Consider the following 22579-nt stretch of genomic DNA (forward strand, 5'->3'; position numbering starts at 1 on the left):
AATCCTTTTCAAAATGCTATTTCGCCATATTTTTTGCGCTTCCAAAAGTGAAAATAGTATGTCTTTCAAGAATCAGAAGACAAGAAGCCATTTTCCCAAAGAAAAATAATCTTGTTGTTTCCCTAAAAACACAATATCTTGTTATTTGCTATTTTTATGAGCACAATATATTGTGTTTTTTATTTTTCATTTTTTCTTATGTCTCCTGCTCCCATTTCGTATCAAATTCAAAAAAGAAACGGAACGCTTACCGATTTTGATGTTTTCAAAATTCAAAATGCTATTTCAAAAGCATCTGGTGCGGCGGGGGAATTTGATTCCAATCTTCCCGAGCGACTTACCGAAAGGGTTGTTCGACTTTTGGATGAACACTACATGCAATCAGAAAAACCGCTTAGCGTAGAGCAGATTCAAGATATGGTGGAAATTGTACTCATGAAAGCGGGGCACCTAAAGATTGCAAAAAACTATATTCTCTATCGCGCAGAGCACAAAAAAATTCGAGAGCAAAAGCAAGAAGAGGTTCGAAAAAAAGTCGAACACCGCACGTTCACTGTTTTGGCAGAAGATGGCTCAGAAATCCTCTTCAATCCTTCGGAGTGGGAAGAGCGCATCCATGAGCTTTCGGATGATCTCCACAATATTTCTTCTGACCGTATTTTTGAGGAAGCAACAAGGCTTCTCTACGATGGTATGAAGGCCTCTGAGCTTCCGGTAGCGATTTTAAATGCCACTCGAACACTCTCAGAAAAACACTACGACTATTCATTTCTTGCGGCACGACTTTTATGCGATCAGCTTCAGCAAAACATCTTGGAATCAAAAAATTTGACCGAAGAATTTGAGCACTATATCAGTCGTGGTATTGAGTACAAACTCCTCAATCCTGAGCTCAAAAAATTTGACCTCAAAAAAATTGCTTCCGCCATCGATTTTAAAAGAGACCAACTCTTTCAATACCTTGGCGCTCGCACCATTGCCGATCGATACCTTTTAAAAACTCCAACGCGTCCACAAAAAATATTCGAACTTCCTCAGTGGATGTGGATGCGTGTTGCTATGGGACTTTCTCTTAAAGAAGAAAATCGGGAGGAACGCGCTATCGAATTCTACAATGTTCTTTCTCAATTCCTGTTTGTTTCAAGCACGCCAACACTTTTCAATTCGGGAACAACCCACTCTCAAATGAGTAGTTGTTATTTAAACACCGTGGACGATTCGCTCACCGGAATTTTTAAGTCGTACGCGGATGTTGCTCAGCTTTCAAAATTTGCTGGAGGAATTGGTACAGACTGGAGCAATATTCGCTCTACCGGCGCCATGATCCGCGGAACCAACGGTGCAAGCCAAGGGGTGATTCCATTTCTCAAAATTTTTAATGATGTCTGCCTCGCAGTCAACCAAGGAGGAAAACGAAAAGGAGCTATGGCAGCGTATTTGGAAATATGGCACGGCGATATTGAAGAGTTCATGGAACTTCGCAAAAACACAGGAGACGAGCGTCGACGAGCGCACGATATTCATCCGGTACTCTGGATTCCCGATCTCTTCATGAAACGCGTCATGGAGAACAAGGAGTGGACGCTTTTTTCTCCAGACGAGGTGCCAGAACTACACCATCTTTATGGAAAGGTGTTTGAGAAAAAATATGAGGAATACGAAAAAAGCGGTATTCCAAGCGCACGAAAAGTTAAAGCGGCGGATATTTGGCGAAAAGCGCTTACCATGCTTTATGAAACCGGTCATCCTTGGATCACTTTTAAAGACCCCTGCAATATTCGCTCTCCGCAAGATCACGTTGGTGTTGTGCACAATAGTAATCTCTGCACAGAAATTACGCTCAACGACAGTACAGATGAAACAGCTGTCTGCAACCTTGGAAGTCTGAATTTGGCAAACATGGTAAAAAGCGGAAAGCTCGACGAAGACCGTATCCGCGAAACGGTTCGCGTTGCCATGCGCATGCTCGACAATGTGATTGATATTAATTTTTACCCAACAAAAGAAGCAGAAAATGCCAACTTTCGACATCGTCCAGTAGGACTTGGCATGATGGGGTATCATGATGCGCTCTACCAACTCGGAATTGATTTTGCGAGTGAAGAGCAGATTGTCTTTGCAGATGAATCGATGGAAATTATTTCGTACTACACTATTCTTGCGAGTTCAGAACTAGCGGCAGAACGCGGAAGCTACTCTTCATACAAGGGATCAAAGTGGGATCGTGGCATTCTTCCTGTTGATTCTCTCAGCCTTTTGGAAGAAGAGCGTGGTATTGCACTCACCATTCCCAAGGGCGGAAAACGAGACTGGAAAAAGGTTCGAGAACATATTCAAAGACATGGCATGCGAAACAGCAACTGCATGGCGATTGCGCCCACGGCAACTATTTCAAACATTGCTGGAAGCGTTCCGTGCGTTGAGCCGATTTTTAAGAACATCTACATGAAGGAAAACCTTTCAGGAAACTTTCTTGTGATCAACAAATACATGATTGATGATCTTGTTTCAGAGCAACTGTGGGATGATGATATGCTCATCCAGCTCAAAGGAAATGACGGATCTCTCGCAAAAATAGAAGGTATTCCCGCAAAACTGAAGAAGAAATATCTCGAGACTTTTGAAATAGAACCACGATTTGTTACCGAATCCGCCGCGCGTCGCCAAAAATGGATTGATCAAGCGTGCTCCACCAATATTTTCCTCAAGACAACCAGCGGAAAAATGCTCAGTCAAACCTATATCGATCTCTGGAAAATGGGTCTCAAAACCACCTATTACCTCCGCACCATTGCCGCAAGTCAAATTACAAAAACCGTAGAAATTCCGGCGAGCATTACCAAATCTTCTCCACCAAAATCACCTTCTTTTTCGAAAGAAAAAGAGAGGTCTTTGCCAGGAAGTGCCATAGATGGAAAAAAAACCTGTTCCATTTTAGATCCCGATTGCGAGGCATGTCAGTAGTAATTACGAAAATGGAGCAGAGTATAACTCTGCTCCATTTTTTAACGACCTATAGGATTTTTTCTGGAGATAAGGTGAAACAATCAAAATGATACTTCTGGAGTTTCGCGTGTTTTTTCACGATCGCCTTCGGGAATTTCGAAAAACTCTCTCTCGGAAAAGTGGTGAATATTCGCCACAATATTCGAAGGAACACTCTGCACTTTTACGTTATATGCCGTTACATTTCCGTTATAAATTCTGCGAGAAGAAGCAATTTGATCTTCCGTTTCCGCAAGTTGTTGCTGAAGTTCGAGAAAGTTTGCATTTGCCTTGAGATCGGGATAATTCTCCGAGAGTGCAAAAAGCGAACGAAGCGCACCGCTAAGTGCCCCTTCTGCCGCGGCTTTTTTGGCAGTCTCTGCATCGGGAACCGACATTGCCGTTGCGCGTGCATTGGTGATGTTTTCGAGTGTCTGCTTTTCGTGGGAAGCATAGCCTTTTACAGTGTTGACGAGGTTTGGAATAAGGTCGTATCGACGCTTGAGCTGAACATCAATACCAGACCACGCCTCTTCTACTTTCTGACGAGCATGGATGAGACCATTGTAAAACATGGCGTACAATCCGCCGAGAAAAACGAGAAAACCAAGAGGAAGAAGAAGCCCATCCATGGGAGTGCAAAAAAACAAAAAAAGATTAGTCCAAAAATCGAGTAATGTCACTCGAAATTTGAGCAAATTCGGAAATTTGATCTTCAAGCATTTTCTGATCACGCGGATCGAGTTCAACCTTTCGAAAGAAATTGGTTTTCATTCTCCACCAACTCAAGAATCTCCCCTTGAGAGAAAAAAGAACCACATCTTCTCGAAAGATAATAGTGCACTTCCACTTTCTACTGAGATTGATGAGACGCGTCTGCACGGAAGGTGAAAGAACCTTGACAATTTCGATCTGGTTATCAATTTTTCTACCATTATAAAATACTGTATATGAGGCATTAAAATCGATTGACTCTGTATCAATTTCTTCATTTTTATTGCTTCGAAAAAAATTATTGAACAATTTAAGTTTTATTCCCTCTGGTTCTAGCTGGAAATTGGAGCTTAGCTTCTTATCTAATGGAAGAGCAAAAACAGTATTTATGCACCCTCTATTTCTCCACTGTTTTGTTGAAATAACTATGAAAGCGCCTATCCAAAAGTTAATCTTTTTTCTTTTATACAAAATACTCCCCCAGAATTCCTCGTGCAAAATAGCTGGATCATATTGAGAAATCTCAGGGTATTTCTTAGTAATATATCCACCTCTCTTGTACTGATGATCACTTGGAGCAAACACCCAACCTTGAGTCTTCGCAACGAGTATTTTTACGAGCTGCCGCTGTACTCGAAAAATATATCCAATATAGAGCGCTATCAGAACAAACGGAAGAAATAGTAAAAAAACGCCATCTCCGTCTTTTGTCAACTCTGCAAGGGTAGCAATAATACTAGGATTCAAAACAATCCACACAATGGTGGCTACCGCTGGAACAGAAAAAATAAGAGCATTTTTTCGAACTCCTGTTGGATTTTTTTGATATTTTTCGAGTGTTTGTTCTAATTTTTTTCGGTCAGACGCAAATTGACCATGCGTTATTTTTTCTCCAACGGGATCCCAAAATACCTCTGATTTCTGTTCTTCCTTTGGCATGTTTGTGAAAAATTTTGTTTTTGATATTTAAAAAGGCTCTTGAGTAGGAAAATCATTTCGATTATCCTCTCAACATGCTTAAACACGCCAAAATATCAGACTACAAAATAAAAAAAATATTGATGTGTTTTTGTGAAGATATCGATGCCTCAAAAACAGCAAGAATTCTAGAAATAAATCGAAGGACTATTGATCGGTATTTTAATATCTTCCGAGAAAAAATAACTCTTCACGCCATCGCTCAAAGTAAGGAATCTGGAGAGTTTGAACTTGATGAAAGTTATTTTGGAGCTAAAAGAGTACGAGGTAAAAGAGGAAGAGGGGCAGCCGGAAAAACACCAGTCTTTGGTATACTTAAACGAGACGGAAAAGTATCAGTAACCATCGTAAAGAAATGCAGTAGAGAAGAGTTATTGCCTATCATACAGGGAAAAATACTCGAAGGTTCCACTATCCACACCGATGGCTGGAGGGCTTATGACGGACTCATTCTAAATGGGTATGATCACTATCGTGTCTACCATTCCCATGATGAATTTGCTCGAGGAAAATGCCATGTGAATGGCATAGAATCTTTCTGGTCATTTGCCAAGAGAAGACTCTCTAAATTCAACGGTATTGCTTCTCATAAGTTTAATCTTCATCTGAAAGAATGTGAGTTCCGATGGAACTATAAAGATCAGAATCTTTATGATAAAATGCTAAAGATTTTGAAGAAATTTTAAAATCTGCTACTCAAGAGCCTTAAATATTAATCCAAAAATGGCGTAATGTCACCTGAAAGATGCACAAACTCGAGAATTTGGTTTTCGAGGAGTTCTTGATCGCGGGAGTCGAGTTCTATTTTGCGGAAAAAGTTTGTCTTCATTTTGCGCCAGCTCAAAAAACGACCTTTCAAAGAAAAAAGCACTGCATTTTCACGGAAGAGAATGGTTGCCTTCCATTTTTTGCTGAGTTGCACTAGGCGCACCTGCACCGAAGGAGAAAGAGTTTTCACGATTTCCAGTTCTTTCTCTAGCTTTTTTCCGTTGTAAAACACCGCGTAGGCGGAGTTGAAATCGACTGATTCTGTTTCGATTTCTTCATTTCTCCGAAAGAGACTATTTAAAATTTTAAGTCCAATTCCTTCTGGCTCGAGTCGAAAATCGGAAGCAAGTTTTTTGTTAAGAGGAAGAGCAAAAACGGTATTCAAGTGTTTCGTTCTGCTTCGGGATTTTCTGCTATTTGATTCGACAACATATTCAAAAACTCCCATCCAAAAGCGCATTTCTTTTCCTTCGTAAAAAATACTTCCCCAAAATTCCTCTTGAACATTTTGATCTTTGTTTCCTTTTTGAAAAATTTCGGGATACTTTTGGACAAGACCTTGCCATCGTTCGCGTCGATCATCGGGAGAAAACACCCAATTCCTTGTTTTGGCGACCAGCATTTTTATGAGTCGACGTTGCACACGAAGGACGTATCCGATATAGAGAACAATCGGAACAAATGGAAGAATGAGGAGATAAATGCCAGTCCCATCGTCGTCTACGTCTGATGCGTTTAACAATGTTCCAATAATGCTTGGATGAAAAATAACTGCGAGAATGGTGATCAGAGCAGGAAGAGCAAAAAGAATAGTGTTCCTCCGAATGCTCATGGGATTTTTTTGGTAGCTCTCGAGCTTTTCCTCAAGCATTTTACGCGAGGAAGCAAAGCGTCCATCTGTTATTTTTTCCCCAATAATATCCCACTTTTCTCCATCGGCAATTAGCTCGTTTTTTTGTGGCGATTGCTGAGTCTTGAGGGTAGATAATTGCTCGGAGCCAGAGTTCAAGAAAGGAAGGGGGAGTGCTCCGAGTTCTGGTAAAGGATTCTCTGGTGACAACTTCCTCTGTTCTTCAGAGGTTATGTTTTCTGAAAAATGAGTAGACTCTTCATTTTTTGGAAGAGGAACTTCGGGTTCTGAATGAATTTGGTTTTTTATGATTTTTGTTTCCTCAGAAACATTCTCGATTGAAAAGCTTTCTCGAATGCTGTGTAAAAGATTTTGAAGCGCACTTGCAAAAGGCGCATCAGGATTTTCCGCAAGAACAGTTCCTAAGTCCTCCAAAATATATTCTTGAGAAATCCCAGCCTTCTCTGCCAAGTGAAAAACCTCATTGGGAGATCTTCCAGAAGAGAGTTCGCGAAGTGCTATTTGTCGAACATGCTGACGAATGGATTCTTCCATTGCGCACAAACAAAAAAGGAGAGTTTTCCAGAAAAGAAACGAGAAAACTTCGTAAGAGTATCAAACAGGTAGTGCAAGAAACAAGTGTTTGGGTATGTCAACTTAGGCTTTCGTTTTCTTTTTTTCTGCCTTTTGACGGCGCGCAAGCTCTGCAAGTACCATTCTTTCAATATCAATATCTCCACGAGTTGTTTCAAAATTGCGAAACCCCTTCTGGTGGGCTTTGGCGAGAAATCGGAGTTTTTCGGTTTCAGAGTTAAATTGCTGAGTCTCTCCTCGAACACGAGCTTCTTGTGGATGATTTTTCGTAGAATCTGCAAACACCATGCCGAGTTCGTTTGCATCTTCTCGAACAAGAATTTTGAAAATCTTCGTAATATGTTCTTCTGTTGCCGATGAAGAAGGAGTATAGTGCATAGCGTTACTATATTAGCACTCGCTATTTTAGAGTGCCAATTTTGCAGAGTCAAGATTTTTTGGCACAGTAGAGAAAATTTTTCCTAAAAATGATTGTCGATAGCGTTCTCGTCGAAAAACTCGCTCATCTTGCACGAATTAAATTGAGCCAAGAGGAGGTTGCGAAATTTGCAACACAGCTCAGTGATATTTTTTCTTTTTTTGAGAAGCTCCAAGAAGTTGATACAAATGAAATAGAACCGATGGCACAAGTAACAGGACTGACAAATGCGTTTCGAGACGACATTCCCGAAGCGAGCGGTCTTGAAAAAGAACTCCTCTCTTGTTCACCACTTGAAATTTCTCGACATCAAATTTCTGCTCCAAAAACATTTTCATAATCCCCCCTCTCTTTCTCAGTATTTCTTATTCATGAAAAAAATACTCTTTCTTCTTTTTCTTCTTGCTGTTCTGGGGGGATACCAATTTCTTTTTTTGGAGGAATCTTCTCCTGGGCAAGCAAATATCTCCGTTCATGCTAATGTCACTGTTCCCTCGAAAGAACCCTGTCTTTTATATCGAGCAGGAGCAGAAAAAACACTTCTCGAAAACGAGACCATTGCTGCCCTCTTTTACAGCGAAAAAGCAGATTCTTGTCTTATGGAAAAGCGAACAGAACAAGAAGGCTACCTTACGCTCACGCTCATCAACCTTATTTCCAACGAGGAAATTGCTCGATTTTCTTCTGGTATTCAACCGGGAGATCTTTCTTATCGTGACTATCGTGCTCTTCTTGATGAATACCAATCTTCTTCTCCTGTTTCTCCAACAAAATGACCATTTCTAAACTCATAAGCGACCTAAGAAATCGGCGAAAAACTGCCACAGAAATCACAGAGTCCTATTTGCAAAAAATAGAAACTTCTCCGCTTAACGCTTATATTAGCGTGAACAAAGAAGAGGCACTTCAAAAAGCAAAAGAGCTGGACAAATCGGGAGATTTTTCTCATCCGCTTGCGGGAATTCCCGTGGGGATAAAAGACAGTATTTGCACTAAGGGGGTGCGGACTACCGCCGGATCAAAAGTCCTTGAGTATTTTGTGCCACCCTATTCGGCAACTTGTTGGGAAAAACTAGAGGAAGCAGGAGCAATCTTGCTCGGAAAAACAAATTGCGATGAGTTTACCATGGGATCTTCCACAGAAGGATCAGCATTTGGTCCGACAAAAAATCCGCATGATCATACAAGAGTTCCCGGAGGAAGCTCGGGAGGATCGGCGGCGGCAGTTGCCGGAGACGAATGTGTGTTTTCTCTGGGAACCGATACCGGAGGCTCCATTCGTCAGCCCGCAAATTTTTGTGGATGTGTGGGGCTCAAAGTAACGTACGGAAGAGTTTCGCGCTCGGGAGTTATTTCATACGCAAGTAGTTTTGATACCATTGGTCCTCTTACAAAAACAGTAGAAGACGCGGCGTATGTTCTTGAAATTATTGCTGGAAAAGACAAAAAAGACAGTACTACTCCTAACATATCAGTTCCGAAATACACCGAAATGCTCAAACATGATATTTCTGGAAAAATCATCGGACTTCCAAAGGAGTTTCTTGAGGTAAATGGAATAGGAGAAAATGTTCGAAAAGAAACGGAAAAAGCCGCAAAAATTCTTGAACAACGAGGTGCAAAAATTCGAGAGATCTCTCTTCCGCTTACAGAATATGCTATTCCGACCTACTACTTGCTCGTCAAAGCAGAAGCAAGCACCAATTTGGCAAAATACGATGGTGTTCGATTTGGATCCTCTTCTGGTTCAGAAGATCTTACAGATCTCTATCAAAAAACCAGAGGAACATTTTTTGGTGATGAACCAAAACGTGCCATTATGATGGGTACCTTTACGCTCTCATCAGGATATGTTGATGCCTACTACAAAAAAGCGGCGGCAGTTCGACGAAAAATAGCAGAAGAGTATGCCCGCGTGCTCGAAGAAGTGGATGCGCTTATTGCTCCGGTTTCTCCATTTCCTCCATTTTCTCTTGGAGAAAAAATAGATGACCCACTCCAAATGTATCTTGCGGATATTTTTACCGTAACGGCAAATCTTGCCGGAATTCCCTCTCTTGCCGTTCCTACCGGAAAACAGAATGGGCTTCCCACAGGAGTACAAATTTTGGGGAAACAATTTGATGAAGCAGGAATTCTCCAGCTTGGGTGGCATTTGGAATCTGCTTGCAAAGAGGAGAAGTGAAAGTAAGATGCTGATCGCTTGTGAACATCTCGAAAAAACAGTATCCTACCAAGGATTCTCATTCTAAATAGCACAATGAGTTCTCTTTCTGAAAAGACCCTCCTCGAAATTCGTAATAGCAGAGACATTGGTTTTTTTGACGTGTGTTCCATTGATAACATTCAAGCAAAAGAAGAATTACAGCTTATTTTTGAGCTTGCTCGTGCATTTCGAAATACGGGAACAGAAAAGCTTTCGCTTTGTAGAGGACATTCGCTTATCAATGCTTTTTTTGAGCACTCTACTCGTACCATGTCGAGTTTTGACCTTGCAGCAAAACATCTCGGTATGGATACACATAATGTCGGCTCCACGAGTTCGGTAAAAAAAGGAGAAAGCCTTCTCGATACTCTTGAGACAATTGATTCCTACGGACTTTCAGTGGTGGTTGTTCGTTCACGACAATCGGGTGTTCCCGAAATGGTTGCCCAGCATGTTCGAGCGAGTGTAATAAATGCAGGAGATGGTTGGCATGAGCATCCTTCACAAGCTCTTCTCGATGCACTGACTATGCTCGATCATTTCAAAACAGAAACGCTTGAAGGGAAGATTATCACCATTGTGGGAGATATTCTCCACTCCCGAGTATTTGGCTCTCTAGTGCGCCTTTTACCACGTTTAGGAGCAAGAATTCGTGTAGCGGCACCAGACACCTTTTTCCCCGAAGAGTCGGAGAAATTTGGCATTCAGAAATATTACAGTGTTGAAGATGCCCTTGTTGGTGCCGATGTTGTCTATACCCTTCGTGTGCAAGAAGAGCGTGGATCAAACGGATTCATCCCGAGTCTTCGGGAATATTCAAAGACCTTTGGCATCTCGGAAAAACGCCTCAAAATTGCCAATAAAAATGCCATTCTTATGCATCCGGGTCCGGTTATTCGTGATGTTGACGTGCATTCTGCGCTTGTGGCGCATCCGCAATCGCGCATTCTTCAACAAGTAGAGAACGGGCTTGCCATACGGAAAGCACTTCTCTGGCTCACTTCCGTTCGATACGACGGAACGCAAAAATCGTTTTCTCATATCTAATGAGCACTCTTCTCATTCATGGCGGACGTATTATTGATCCCGCAAACAGTATAGATGAACAAATGGATATTTTGGTGAAAGATGGAAAAATTGCAAAATGCGGAAAAAACCTTTCAGAAAAAACAGAGAAAATTATTGATGCCAAAGGACTTTTGGTTACCCCTGGACTTATTGATTTGCAGGTACATTTTCGGGAGCCAGGACGAGAAGACAAGGAGACCCTCGAAACTGGTTCTCGCGCAGCAATTGCAGGAGGAGTTACCTCGGTAGTCACTATGCCAAACCTCACGCCTGTGGCAGATAATCAGACCGTTATTGAGTTTATTATCAGTCGCGCAAAAGCACTAAATCTCATCAATATTTTTCCATCAGGTTCAATCACAAAAGGACAAGAAGGGGAGCGACTCTCGGAAATGTGGGAAATGAAAAATTCTGGTGCCATTGCTGTAACCGAAGACGGATATGATGTGCAAGACGAAGGTCTGCTCCTCCGAGCTATGCGCTATGCGAAAACGCACGACATTCTCCTTATGAGTCATTGCGAGTGTGATAATCTCACCGGTTGCGGGGTGATGCACGAAGGATGGACATCCACGCGACTCGGACTCGCCGGAACACCAGAAGTAGCAGAAGACATGGCGGTACTTAAGAATATTCTGCTTGCGGAAAAATCGGGCGTGCGCTTGCACCTGCTTCATAATTCCACTAAAAATGCCATTGAGGCGATTCGTTTGGCAAAGAAACGAGGTATTGGAAACATTACTGCGGAAGTTTCTGTTCAACACTTTGCGCTTACCGATGAGGAGTGCATTGGGTACAATACAAATGCAAAAATGTATCCTCCACTCCGCTCCGAGGATCATGTACAGGAAGTTATTCGGGGCATTCAAGATGATACTATTGATGCATTTACTACCGATCATGCGCCGCATATTGAGCCAGAAAAATTAGCACCTTTTGAAGATGCTTCATTTGGAAGCACGGGACTCGAAACGAGTTTCGCCGTTATGAATACCTATCTCGTTTGCAAAAATCATATTTCGCTCATGAAAGGAGTTGAGAAGATGACAAGCGCACCAGCAAATATTATTCGCGTGCCAAAGGGAACACTTTCAGAAGGAGTTGATGCGGATATTTCGATTTTTGATCTCGAAAAGAAGTGGGTGGTTGATCCAAAAACATTTTATTCCAAAGGAAAGAACTGTGTGTTTACAGGAAAAACACTCTTCGGAAAAGCGCATACGGTTCTTATTGGTGGCGAAATAAAAATGCGAAACGAAGAAATGGTAATTTAAGGGGGGTTGTATATGTTTTTTAGCGTTTTTTATTCACAATAGTCTTTTTAGCTTTCACTTTTTTGAGGAGCGATTTTGTGCTATAAGAAAGAGAGCTCTTGCGAAACGGCTCTTTTCTGTGATATTTTTGGCTCAGTTTTTTCATCAATTATGTCACTCTCTTCCTCATCTGTTCGAAAGTGGTTGTGCATTTTTCTTAGTATTTCTTTTGTTTGTGCAACAGGATTGGGAGTGGTAGCGGAAAAAGGGAGTGCAGAAGAAAGTGGGAATGGAACGGAAGTTTCTAATATTTTGCTCCAGCAAGTAGGAGGAACAAAAAGCGAGGTGAATAGTCTTCCTGTGCGACTCACAGAATTTCCGAGAAATCTCGATAATACCGATCTCCAAATGCCACAAGAAGGAGAGTATATCGGCACTATAACGCGAGAAACATCTGTATACGACGAGAAACACGCCTTTTCCGTTCTCTACCCACTTTCTACTACTGTTACCCTGCTCAATAGCGAAGAGCCTTTTTCGGGAATCATTAATGCTCCAAAAGCGATTTTTCCCAGTCAGTTACCAACACCAAAACCAATAAATGCAAGATTTTTAGGGGGGGCTGTATTGAGTGCAGAAGAAAAAATCATGTTTCATCCATCGGTATTTTTACGTTATCCCATTGGCGAACAACAAAAAGGAAACACTGCTATTACTGTCTATTGGTTTCATGAAGAAGATGGGACATACCAATCTGTTCCATACGAGTTTTCTGAAGATGGTGAGGGAGTATTGATAAAGATTGTTCAAAACGGAATTTATGCTATTTATGATGGTCCTGGAGAGCTTCCTTCGGAAGAAGTAAAAGAAGAAGCAGTAGCACAGGAAACATCGCAAGAGACATTTCCTTCAGAAGAGAAAAGAGAAGAAAGTGATATTCCGGTGAAAACGAATCATTCTTCTTATCGCGACATTGCTCAGCATTGGGCAAAAGCATATATTGAGCAATTTGCTTCCGCCGGACTCTCCTTTTCTGAAAATACGTCCTTCTTTTTCCCTGATGCGCCGGCAACAAGATCGGAAGTAGTGCGCATTTTGGTACAAAGTCTTAATGCTACAGACGAAACAAAAACGTGTTTGGATGAACTCATGCCTTCTCACAATGCTGTTGTTTTTTTTACTGATATTCGGCAAAACCACGCCAATGCAGATTTCCTTTGTGTTGCCTCTCAAAAGAAACTCATTTCTGGACGGGCAGACGGTTCCTTTGGCCCCGATGATGCAGTGAGCCGTGCAGAGGCGTTATCACTCCTCTATCGTGTTTCAAAAAATCAGCCGGAAATAACAGATGAGGCATCTTCTTCACTCTCTTTTGAGGACGTTCCGCAGGAGAGTTGGTTTGCTCCTTTTGTTGCTCGAGCTATTTCCGATGGAGTCGCCACCGGATTTACAGAATACGACGGAGGAGCACTTCGTATTAATGCGGAGCAAATTGGCGGAGGCGAAACAGGAACGCATGTAGAAGAATTGCAACGTATTCTTACAGAGCTCGATTTTTTTTCCGGAGAGATCAACGGAATTTTCACCGAAGAGCTCAGGAATGCAGTACTTCAGTATCAGCTCAGCAGGGGAATTTTGCAAACACCAAATAATCCTAGTGCCGGAGTGGTGGGACCGGCGACTATTGCTACGATTAATGGAGAGCTCGGAGCACGAAATGTGGGTATGAAAACAAAAACGGTCTTTCGTCCAAATGCTCCAGTAACTCATGCAGAAGTAGCAAAATTCGCCTCTGTCATTCTTGGATTTAAGGAATAGGAGTTTTAGAGGAAAAATATTTGCGGAAAACCGCAGATTCTGAAAAAATGTCGCTCGCCTTTCTTTCTTCTTTGGAATGGCTGTTCTTAGAATAAATCCAACGCGCGTTAATCTTCTCTCGCTACGGAAACGAGTAAAAACCGCACAACGTGGTCATAAGTTGCTCAAAGACAAGCGAGATGGACTCATGAAGCAGTTTATGAATCTTATTCGAGAAACAAAACAACTCCGTGAGGAGGTAGAAATAGAAATTGGCGAGGTGTTTTTGCTCTTTCTCAAGGCAGGCTCTGTTATGAGTCCAGAAGCAATAGAAACGGCACTTCTCGCGAGTACGGCGAGTATCGATCTCCTCGTGGAGACGAAAAATGTAATGAGTGTTCGTATTCCTCAGTTTGAGGCAAAAACGGAGGGGAAAGCGATTGGTTTTACTTCCGTGGGAACATCCAGCGCGCTTGAAATGGCACTTAAGAAATTGCAAGACATTTTCCCTCGTCTTTTGCGTTTAGCAGAGCTTGAAAAAGCGACAGAAGCGCTTGCTCAGGAAATCGAAAAAACAAGGCGTCGAGTTAATACATTGGAATATCGCATGATTCCAGATCTAAAGGACACCGTGCGTTTTATCACCATGAAAATTGAAGAATCTGCGCGCGACACACTTGTCTCGGTTATGCGCATCAAAGCAATGATTCAAGCAAAAGAAGAAGGAAGATAAGTCTATTTAAAAGCTATTTCGTTGTACTGCTATCACCTTTTTCATATCCCTCTTCTTCAATTTTTTGTGCTAGATGTATATCGCCTGTTTTTTGAATGTGCCCGTTGTCAAAGAGATGAACAAAATCTGGGGAAATGTATTGGAGGATTCGAGGGTAATGAGTAATGAGAATAATCCCCATATTCATCTCATTCTTAAGAATATTTACTCGATCACATACAACACGAAGTGCATCCACATCAAGTCCAGAATCGAGTTCATCAAGAATAACAAGCTTTGGGCGGAGAATTTCCATTTGAAGAATCTCCGATTTCTTTTTCTCTCCTCCCGAAAATCCATCGTTTACACTTCGCCCTAAAAACGTCTCCGGCAATCGTACGTTTGGAAGCTTTTCAGAAATATCTTTTCGAAATCGAATCGGAGAAATCTCTTTGCGAAGAACCTTGTCCTTTCGTGCTTCTGCGAGTGTTTTTTTCGCATTTCGGAGTACTTTTGTTTGATGAATGGTATGGAGAAATTGCTGATATGGCACTCCCGAAATTTCACGAGGTTGTTGAAAAAGGAGGAATATTCCTCGTTCACTCCGTTCTTCTGGAGAAAGCGGAAGAATGTCTTCGCCAAAAAATTGAATAGATCCTTGAGAGATAGTATAGGACGGGTGTCCTAATAGCACCTTGGCAAGAGTGGATTTTCCAGAACCATTTGGCCCCATAATTGCATGGACTTCTCCTTGCTGAACGGTGAGGGAGAGGTGCGAAAGAATTTCTTTCTCTTCAAGTTTTACCTGAAGGTTTTGTATTTCAAGCATAAACAAGGAATCTACAAAAATAATAACACAACAAGGGTAGCAGATTTAGAAGATTGTTTCACAAAGCAATTTTTTGGTGCGTACTCAAAAACTGCTCCAAAAACTGCTTTAGTGCTTGCATTGCCTTGCCACGATGACTCACTGCATTTTTTTCTTCTGGCGACATGGTGGCATATACCTTGGTTTTTCCCTCAGGAATAAAGAGGGCAGAGACAGGGATGCCTTTTGGAGGCAAACATTGTGGCGAATGCGCAAGTATTCCTTTGGTTTCTCCTGTAAAAACAGAGCGAATATTTCCTTCTGCCACAAAAACAGCAGTACAAAAAAAGGTTGCTGATCGATCATTCTCTCCTTCCATGCGTTTTAAAAAGTGTTCCATCCATTCCGCATCACTTGCTTGCTCACCAGCACCCCAACGACGAGTTTGAACACCAAGTTCTCCCGAAAGAGCAGAAACTTCAAGTCCCGAATCTTCTGCGATAACCGGAAATCCAGTTTTCTGAAAAAAGAAATCCGCTTTTTGAAAGGCATTTTCTTCATAGGTTGTTCCTGTTTCTTCTACATTATTTGTAAATCCTAAATCAGCAAGCGTTATAAACTCTGCGGGAAGATCTCCGATGACTTCCCGCATTTCTCGTACTTTTCCAGAATTGCCAGTGGCAATAAGAATGCGCTTCATTTCTCTGATGATTCTTTCTTCTTTTGTATCCCAAGAAATCGATCAAAAAGTGCTTCTACTCGTAAACGGTGTTCTGCACGCTTCCAGAGCTCTGAATTTTTTGTGATATTGTGGTCATGATTGTGATGCGTGTGAGGAGGAAGTTCCTCATGAAATAATTCGTGTGCGAAGTGCTGAATATTTTTTTCTGGTATGGATATTTCTGAAAGATCCAAAAGATACCCAATAATAAGACGTTCCCGAGAGCGTTTTTCTGCCTCTGGCCAATTCTCTTTTTCAAAATCTTCTTCCGTTTTCTTCATGTTCGCGAGGTGTTGTTCCCACGTAAATCCCATTTGTTGCACTCGATCCTTGAGAAACTCTTTCATATTTGTCATTTCTTCCTGCACAAAAATATCAGGAAGATCCATAGTTGCCTTTTTATTCCAGATTTCAAGAAGCTCATTTTCTCGCCGACTTCGCTCTTCATTTTCTGCTTTCTCGAGGAGGATTTTTTCAATTTCCAAACGCATACTTTCGGCGCTTGCTGTTTCGCCAAATATTTTTTGTGCGAACGCATCATCCACCATTGGAAGAACTTGCTCGTATACCCCTACCATATTGATGTCAAATACAACTGGCTTTCCGGAAAGATGTTGCGCTCCGTAGTCTTTTGGGAAGGTCATTGTAAAGGTTTTTTCTTCTCCTGTTTTCATTCCTATAAGTTCTTTTTCGAAATCCGAAAGGAGTTGTCCTTTTCCAAGAACAACCGGATGCATTTTGCTTTCCGTGCCTTCAAGAGGAACACCATCTGGTGTTTTTCCGAAAAAACTAATCTCCACAAAGTCACCATCTTTCGCAGGTCGATCGACTGGTTTTCGCTCGATAAAACGCTCCCGAAGTTCATCAATAACCTTCTCCTTTTCTTTTTCTGAAACAACTATTTTCTTTTTGGGGACAGAGACATCTTCCCATTTTTCAAGAGTGATTTCTGGGAAAGAGGTGATGATTGCCGTAAAACGAAAAGGGTTGAGCGATTCCACCGAAACTTCTGGCAAAATAAGAGGAGTGATCTTTTCCTCTATCATTGCCTTTGTGAGAAGATCGGGAATTGCTCTTTCTGCCATTTCTGAAAGGATCATTGCTTCTCCGTAGTGTTCCACAAGAATTTTTTCAGGAATATGTCCTTTTCGAAACCCCGGAATATTTGCTTTCGCAGAAAGGGCGGCAAGAGAGCCTTGACGATATTTTCCCAAAACATCGTTTTCAATTTCGACGGTAAGTTGCACCTGAGACTTTGGCAACTTCTTTTTTTCTCTTTTCATGGGGTCAACAAAAATATGCCAAGAGATTGTGTCACAAAAAGTCCTTGGGGAGCAAATGGGCTACTGAAACCGAACTGAGATTCGACCCGAAATACGAGGGGAAGCATTTTTTCGGAAAGCTTTTAGATAGAAACGCCATTCTCCGCATTTTTCTGGAGAAAAGGTGGCTGTAAAAATGCCAGTTGCTGTTAATTCCGAAAAATTTGCGATTCTCTTTTTCTCACCATTTCCCTCTCCCCAGAGCTCCAAATGATCGAAGTCGTTTCGAAGTTCTGTGTCTGTTCCGGCTTCTAGGCGAATACTTTCTCCACAGGAAACAATGCTTCCATTCTGAGGGGTTCGTATTTTAAATGTTTCCGAGGTTTCGGTTTTGCGAATGCGAAAAGGAGCGGATGATTCCATTTGATTCCCAGAATAATCGGTTGCTACTACGAGAAGTACGTATTCTGCATCCGTATTGGGACTTTCCCACTCCCACTCAAATGGGGCAAAAAGGTCAGCACCAATTCGCTCGTTATTCACAAAGAATTCTACTTTTTGTACTGCGCCAAAGATATCTACTGCGTCTGCCGAAAAGAGGAGCGATGTTCCTCCCGAAAAGCTTTCGTTTGGATGTGGGACGGTAATAGAAACATCCGGAGGAGAAGTGTCTTTTTTTGGCGAAACAGTAATTTCGGCACTTCCAGAATAGAGGAGTGTGTCTTGCACTTCAACGCGCAACCGAATTTTATCTGAGGCACTTCTAGCTATAGGAATAACATATTGTTCTTCAGGAGCATCAAATGATTTCAAAAGTCGGTCATCCACAAAAAATCGAACCGAATGAAATCCGTTTGGAATATTCGCATCTATAGAAATTGCCATGCGAGGAGCAGAGACATTGCCCCCCTCGGTTGGATTGACAAAAGAAACACGAGGCGCATTTTCACGTGTTTTTTGTGTATGAACATCATCCTGTTCTGTGGGAATGGTCGCCGAAATATCTTCTCCAATACCAAGCTCTGTCAAAAATGTTTCCCTGTTTTTTGTTAGCCACTCTTGTACAGGATTCTCCCATTCAGGTCGATCGGGATAGTAGGAATGAAGATTGGGAACTGCGCGCTTCTCAATGGCGTCTTTTGGTGTAAACGTGCTGGGAAGTTTTCCACTGATAGAGTCGACTTCTACAAAAGAGAGTGAAGTATCTTCTGTCGATGGAATATTCGCCGTGGCAAATGTTTCTTGAATTAAAAGTGACTTAGGAAAACCTTCAGACGGAAGGAGTCCTGAAAGTTTGGAGACGAGAACAGAGGTAATGCCCTGAGGAAGTGGAGGACGATTTGAGGGGATACCCTGAAATGCTTCTGTCATGAAAGAGTACCAAATAGGGGCGGCAATTTCAAACCCACTTGCACGACTACCAAGCACTTCTCCTGTACTATTTCCTGTCCATACCGCTGTGATGAGATCTGGGGTTCCGCCAATAGTCCAACAATCCGCTGGAAAGGCAACATCTTTTACTTTTTTGTCGGCAGTGCCTGTTTTCACAATATTCCATCTTCCTGGAAGTTGGAGTCGACTATTCCATCCTGGTCCTCGAGCATTGGGATCAGAGAGCATGTCCGCCACAAGATATGATACAGCAGGATTAAGTACGGGCTCTTCTTCTTGTGGAACTTCGTGTTTTGCAGAAAAGAGAATGTTTCCAGATCGATCTTCCACGCGCAAAATTCCCACCGGTTCCCGCAGATATCCGCCATTCACAAAAGCGGAATAAGCAACCGCCATATCGAGTGGTCGTGCCTCTGCTCCTCCAAGTGCAATGGCGGCACCATAAAAATCTGGTTCCTGATCAAAATGAATGCCAAGATTCGTTGCCATTTCATAGACCTTTTCGGGACCGGCGATGATAGTTGCTTTTATCGCAGGAATATTAAGAGAATTTCCGAGAGCTTTTCGGACAGAAACAGGACCTCGAAATGTTCCATCAAAGTTTTTTGGCTTCCATCCATTTCCAAAATCTGTTTCTACATCAAAAAGAATACTTGCTGGAGAAAGCTTTCCGGCAAGAAACGCCGCCGCATAATCGATTGGTTTAAAACTACTTCCTGGTAAACGTTTTTTGAGAATAACATTTACATTCCCGTCAATTTCTTTGTCCCAATAATCGGCAGAGCCAACGAGTGCTCGTATTTCCCCTGTTTGAGGATCCATGGCAACAAGTGCCGCATTTTTCGCTTTGTATTGTTCTGTGTTTTTTTGACGGCTTTTTTGAATCGCTTCTTCTGCTTTTTCTTGCATTCCAACATCAAGTGTTGTGATTACTCGTAATCCACCACGTTGAATGAGGTCTGGCCCATATTTTTCTTCAAGCTGTTGGCGGATCCACATAACAAAATGAGGAGCAGTAATTGCCTCACGATATTCGGAAAAAGTTATGATTTTGAGCTCTTCTTGTGCTTGTTCGTATTTAGCATCAGAGAGGTAGCCAAGAGAGTGCATTCGCTTTATCACCCAATCGGATCTCCCCTCAAAATATGCTGTCTTCCCATTTGCCAGAGGAATCTCCCTTCCAACAAGTCCTGCCCTCCATGAATCGGCAGAAAATGCATTCACATCGTCAAAGGTTTCGAGATTATTTTTCTGAATGATTTCGGGGTCGAGGAGAACATGAGAAAAAGCTTGTTCTCCATATGGAGAAAGTCGAGTTGGCTCTTTTGGGAGTGATGCTAATATTGCCGCTTGTGCTGGAGAAAGCTCGGAGGCAGAAATGGAAAAATATGCCTGACTTGCAGTTTCGACTCCATGAAAAGCCGAGCCAAAAGAGATGCCGTTTAGATAGAGTCCAAGAATCTCCTCTTTGCTGTACTGGTGTTCTATTTTGTAGGCGAGCACAATTTCACGCAATTTTCGTACAATCGTTCGCTCGGGGGTTAAGAAGAAATTTTTGATAACTTGCTGTGTAATTGTACTTCCTCCTCGCTGAGGACACATACCACCAAGATTTCCAAAAATTTCATGACAAAACGCCATGGAAATTCCCCCAAAATCAAATCCATCATGAGTAAAAAACGCATCGTCTTCTGCAGAGAGAATAGCGTTTATCATGTTCTGGTTAATATTCTGTATGGGAAGAATGCGACGATTTTGATCTCCGTGGATTGCGTAGAGCTGAACTTTCCCTTCTCTATCGTAGATAACGGTTGATTCGGAAAAAAGAAGTGCTTCTGGATTTGAAACATCGGGGAGATCCTTTAAGACTACAAAAAGGAGAACGGAAAGCCCAATGAGCCCGAGGGAAAAAAAGAGGAGAAAAAGTGAGGAGACAATTTTCCAAAAAGAACGAGGAGGTTTTTGTTTTTTCTGGTGAGCGAGCGACGCAAAAGAAAATTTTTGAATCGTTTCGTGTGCATTGCGCCGAAGAGATTTTTTTTGAAACGGATTTTTCACGCCAATACGAAAACAAAAGTATTGTGTCTCTTTTTCATAGGAATGTCGATATTCCTCTTTTTGTACTAGAAGGATGAGCTATCGTTTTCATCAGAGTTTTGTGGTAGATCCCCTTGTTGACGTAGTTCTTCCAAGATGCTTTCTTCCTTTCGTGAGCGAAGTTCCTCAATGACTTCTGGAGGGACGGTGTGCGAACGAATGAGATCAATAACGGCACCGATATCCGATCGCTTTGCAATCTCTAACATAACTGCTGTTGAGAGATTTGTGTTCTGTGCGAGTTTTTTCTGTACTTCTGTATTTTCATCTTCCACAAAGCTCAGGAGTACTTCTTCGGAAACGGATGGATTTTTTGCAACAACCCAGCGAATTTCCGGCAAGAGATCGATGGAAAGTTTGGCGGCAATGGAAGGCAGAATATTGCGATTTGCCCCCAAGTATTGACGAACGAGCCACGAATCATCTTCCGCCAATTTTGGCTGCAGATCTTCTGGAAGATTTGGATTTTTTGCCGCATCACTGCGTACTCCTTCGTTTTGATGATGGGCAAAATACCGCAGAAGATTTTCATCTTTTGTATCTTTCGCCATACGCGTTAGCTCTTGTATACTTTTTCCTTCAAGCTCGGCAAAAACACTTTCATCAGGACCTTGGGGGAGTATATTGCATCCTCCCAAAAAAAATATTGCCAGAAAGGAGAAAAAAGCACGTTTCATATTTTAAAAACAAAAGTCGGCGCTCATTATTGCTCATTGTTGTGTCTCAAGCAAGAAGCTGCGCGCATCCACAATATAGTAATATTCTAGTGGGAGTTTTTCGTGTATGCATCCATCTCTTTTAAAAATATTCCTCAGGAACATTTTGCGTGAAACAAGAAGAAGGATTACTCTTTTTTCCGCTCCTTAGATAGGGCACTTCTCTTTTCTCTTCTTCAGGCATTATGTCTCAAAAACAAATCGTATTTGACCCAAATGCGGAATCAACAGCAAAACGAATCAATCTTCGTCGGGTTATTAATGGAGAAGATGATGGGCTCATGCAGGTTTCTCCGTTGAAGCATCCTTGGGCGCAAGAGGTTTTTAAAACCATGCAGATGAACAACTGGATGCCAGAAGAAGTTCCCATGGGAGAAGATGTTCAACAGTGGCGCCAAGACGGATTTCTTACTGAAAATGAGCGGCGTGTGTACAAGCGTGCGTTAGCCTTTGTGTCGAATCTCGATGGTATTCAGACGGAAAATCTCACAACAAATGTGGTGCGACAAATAACTTCTCCAGAAGTAAAGCTCGCTTTGGTGCGACAGGCGTATGAAGAAGCACTTCATGTGCATAGCTACGCCACCATGGTTGAAGCACTTGGGTTTGATCCTGATGAAATTTATGGCATGTATAAAAAAGATTTGGAGCTCTACGAGAAGAACAGGTACGTTCTCAGTTCCTTTGCAAAAATTTCAGAAAACAATTTTCATACGGGAACGCCTGAGACTGATGCTGATTTTTTGGAATCGTGCATGGCGAATATTGTTCTTGAGGGAATTTATTTCTACTCCGCTTTTCTCGTATTTTATGTGCTTCGTCGAAATCAAAAAATGCCAGGTTCAGCTCAGATGATTCAGTTTATCAATCGAGATGAAGACATGCATCTTCGCCTTTTTACGCATATTTTTAATACTATTCGTGAAGAACAGCCAGAAATTTGGACAAAAGAAATGCAGGATCGATGCACCAAAATTGTCTTAGGAGCGTATGAGCACGAACTCGATTGGGGGAAATCGTGTATTCATGAGGGTATTTTGGGTCTCACTCCAGAAAATCTTGAACAATATCTCCAATTTGTTGCAGATATGCGCTTACGACAGACGGGTCTTCCCAAACAGTTTCATGCGGAAAATCCATTTCCATGGATTGATGAGATTACGCAAAACTCTATGATTGAGACGAATTTTTTCGAAGGAACTGTTCGTGAGTACAGCACTGGAGCACTCGAATGGTAGTA

19 protein-coding genes are annotated in these 22579 nt (G+C 41.9%); 10 read left to right on the forward strand and 9 right to left on the reverse strand.

Going from position 1 to position 22579, the window contains the following annotated elements; all coding sequences use genetic code 11:
* The first annotated feature begins 198 nt into the window (after window positions 1–198).
* On the forward strand, window positions 199–2964 hold the full coding sequence (locus IPN35_06000; protein QQS59105.1) for a ribonucleoside-diphosphate reductase subunit alpha: 2766 nt from the start codon (window positions 199–201) through the stop codon (window positions 2962–2964).
* 83 nt (window positions 2965–3047) lie between these two features.
* On the opposite strand, the gene IPN35_06005 is transcribed toward IPN35_06000, so the two are convergent.
* Window positions 3048–3617 carry a LemA family protein gene (locus IPN35_06005; GenBank protein QQS59106.1) on the reverse strand — a complete coding sequence of 190 codons (570 nt, stop codon included), beginning with the start codon at window positions 3615–3617 and terminating at the stop codon, window positions 3048–3050.
* A gap of 25 nt (window positions 3618–3642) precedes the next feature.
* Window positions 3643–4638, reverse strand: coding sequence for a DUF3137 domain-containing protein (locus tag IPN35_06010; GenBank protein ID QQS59107.1), 996 nt, complete (start codon window positions 4636–4638; stop codon window positions 3643–3645).
* 74 nt (window positions 4639–4712) lie between these two features.
* Here IPN35_06010 and IPN35_06015 point away from each other — a divergent pair, with 74 nt between their 5' ends.
* Window positions 4713–5363, forward strand: a complete 651-nt coding sequence (locus IPN35_06015; GenBank protein ID QQS59108.1) for an IS1595 family transposase — start codon at window positions 4713–4715, stop codon at window positions 5361–5363.
* Window positions 5364–5389: 26 nt separating this feature from the next.
* Here IPN35_06015 and IPN35_06020 read toward each other — a convergent pair whose 3' ends face one another.
* Both IPN35_06020 and IPN35_06025 read right to left on the reverse strand, forming a co-directional pair.
* Window positions 5390–6850 (reverse strand): hypothetical protein, encoded by a 1461-nt coding sequence (locus IPN35_06020; GenBank protein QQS59109.1) that lies wholly within the window; start codon window positions 6848–6850, stop codon window positions 5390–5392.
* Window positions 6851–6952: 102 nt separating this feature from the next.
* Window positions 6953–7267 (reverse strand): hypothetical protein, encoded by a 315-nt coding sequence (locus IPN35_06025; GenBank protein QQS59110.1) that lies wholly within the window; start codon window positions 7265–7267, stop codon window positions 6953–6955.
* Between the two features lie 89 nt (window positions 7268–7356).
* Between IPN35_06025 and gatC the strand changes: the two genes are divergently transcribed.
* From gatC to IPN35_06060, 7 genes are all read left to right on the forward strand, one after another.
* Window positions 7357–7647 (forward strand): Asp-tRNA(Asn)/Glu-tRNA(Gln) amidotransferase subunit GatC, encoded by a 291-nt coding sequence (gene gatC, locus IPN35_06030; protein QQS59111.1) that lies wholly within the window; start codon window positions 7357–7359, stop codon window positions 7645–7647.
* A 31-nt stretch (window positions 7648–7678) separates the two neighbouring features.
* A complete protein-coding gene (locus tag IPN35_06035) occupies window positions 7679–8083 on the forward strand; it encodes a hypothetical protein (protein ID QQS59112.1) in 405 nt (134 codons plus the stop codon).
* Complete coding sequence (gene gatA, locus IPN35_06040; protein QQS59113.1) at window positions 8080–9492, forward strand: Asp-tRNA(Asn)/Glu-tRNA(Gln) amidotransferase subunit GatA; 1413 nt, start codon at window positions 8080–8082, stop codon at window positions 9490–9492. The genes IPN35_06035 and gatA overlap by 4 nt, the downstream gene beginning before the upstream one ends.
* A gap of 75 nt (window positions 9493–9567) precedes the next feature.
* A complete protein-coding gene (locus IPN35_06045) occupies window positions 9568–10560 on the forward strand; it encodes an aspartate carbamoyltransferase catalytic subunit (GenBank protein ID QQS59114.1) in 993 nt (330 codons plus the stop codon).
* Window positions 10560–11855 carry a dihydroorotase gene (locus IPN35_06050; GenBank protein QQS59115.1) on the forward strand — a complete coding sequence of 432 codons (1296 nt, stop codon included), beginning with the start codon at window positions 10560–10562 and terminating at the stop codon, window positions 11853–11855. Before IPN35_06045 ends, IPN35_06050 begins: the two co-directional genes overlap by 1 nt.
* Before the next feature lie 150 nt (window positions 11856–12005).
* The gene (locus tag IPN35_06055; protein QQS59116.1) at window positions 12006–13652 is read left to right on the forward strand and encodes an S-layer homology domain-containing protein; all 1647 of its coding nucleotides are present in this window, start codon (window positions 12006–12008) and stop codon (window positions 13650–13652) included.
* Window positions 13653–13728: 76 nt separating this feature from the next.
* Window positions 13729–14364 (forward strand): V-type ATP synthase subunit D, encoded by a 636-nt coding sequence (locus IPN35_06060; protein QQS59117.1) that lies wholly within the window; start codon window positions 13729–13731, stop codon window positions 14362–14364.
* A 13-nt stretch (window positions 14365–14377) separates the two neighbouring features.
* On the opposite strand, the gene sufC is transcribed toward IPN35_06060, so the two are convergent.
* From sufC to IPN35_06085, 5 genes are all read right to left on the reverse strand, one after another.
* Window positions 14378–15172, reverse strand: coding sequence for a Fe-S cluster assembly ATPase SufC (gene sufC, locus IPN35_06065; GenBank protein ID QQS59118.1), 795 nt, complete (start codon window positions 15170–15172; stop codon window positions 14378–14380).
* Between the two features lie 58 nt (window positions 15173–15230).
* Entirely contained in the window at window positions 15231–15851 is a 621-nt protein-coding gene (locus tag IPN35_06070; GenBank protein ID QQS59119.1) for a non-canonical purine NTP pyrophosphatase, read from the reverse strand.
* The gene (gene tig, locus IPN35_06075; GenBank protein QQS59120.1) at window positions 15848–17155 is read right to left on the reverse strand and encodes a trigger factor; all 1308 of its coding nucleotides are present in this window, start codon (window positions 17153–17155) and stop codon (window positions 15848–15850) included. Before tig ends, IPN35_06070 begins: the two co-directional genes overlap by 4 nt.
* Window positions 17156–17215: 60 nt before the next feature.
* A complete protein-coding gene (locus IPN35_06080) occupies window positions 17216–20584 on the reverse strand; it encodes a transglycosylase domain-containing protein (protein ID QQS59121.1) in 3369 nt (1122 codons plus the stop codon).
* Between the two features lie 65 nt (window positions 20585–20649).
* Window positions 20650–21300: a hypothetical protein gene (locus IPN35_06085; protein ID QQS59122.1), complete on the reverse strand. Its 651-nt coding sequence runs from the start codon at window positions 21298–21300 to the stop codon at window positions 20650–20652.
* Between the two features lie 224 nt (window positions 21301–21524).
* On the opposite strand from IPN35_06085, the gene IPN35_06090 reads away from it, so the two are divergent.
* Window positions 21525–22577, forward strand: a complete 1053-nt coding sequence (locus IPN35_06090; protein QQS59123.1) for a ribonucleotide-diphosphate reductase subunit beta — start codon at window positions 21525–21527, stop codon at window positions 22575–22577.
* Window positions 22578–22579 lie beyond the last annotated feature (2 nt).

This window comes from Candidatus Peregrinibacteria bacterium (assembly GCA_016699755.1).
In the GTDB taxonomy this organism is placed as follows: domain Bacteria; phylum Patescibacteriota; class Gracilibacteria; order CAIRYL01.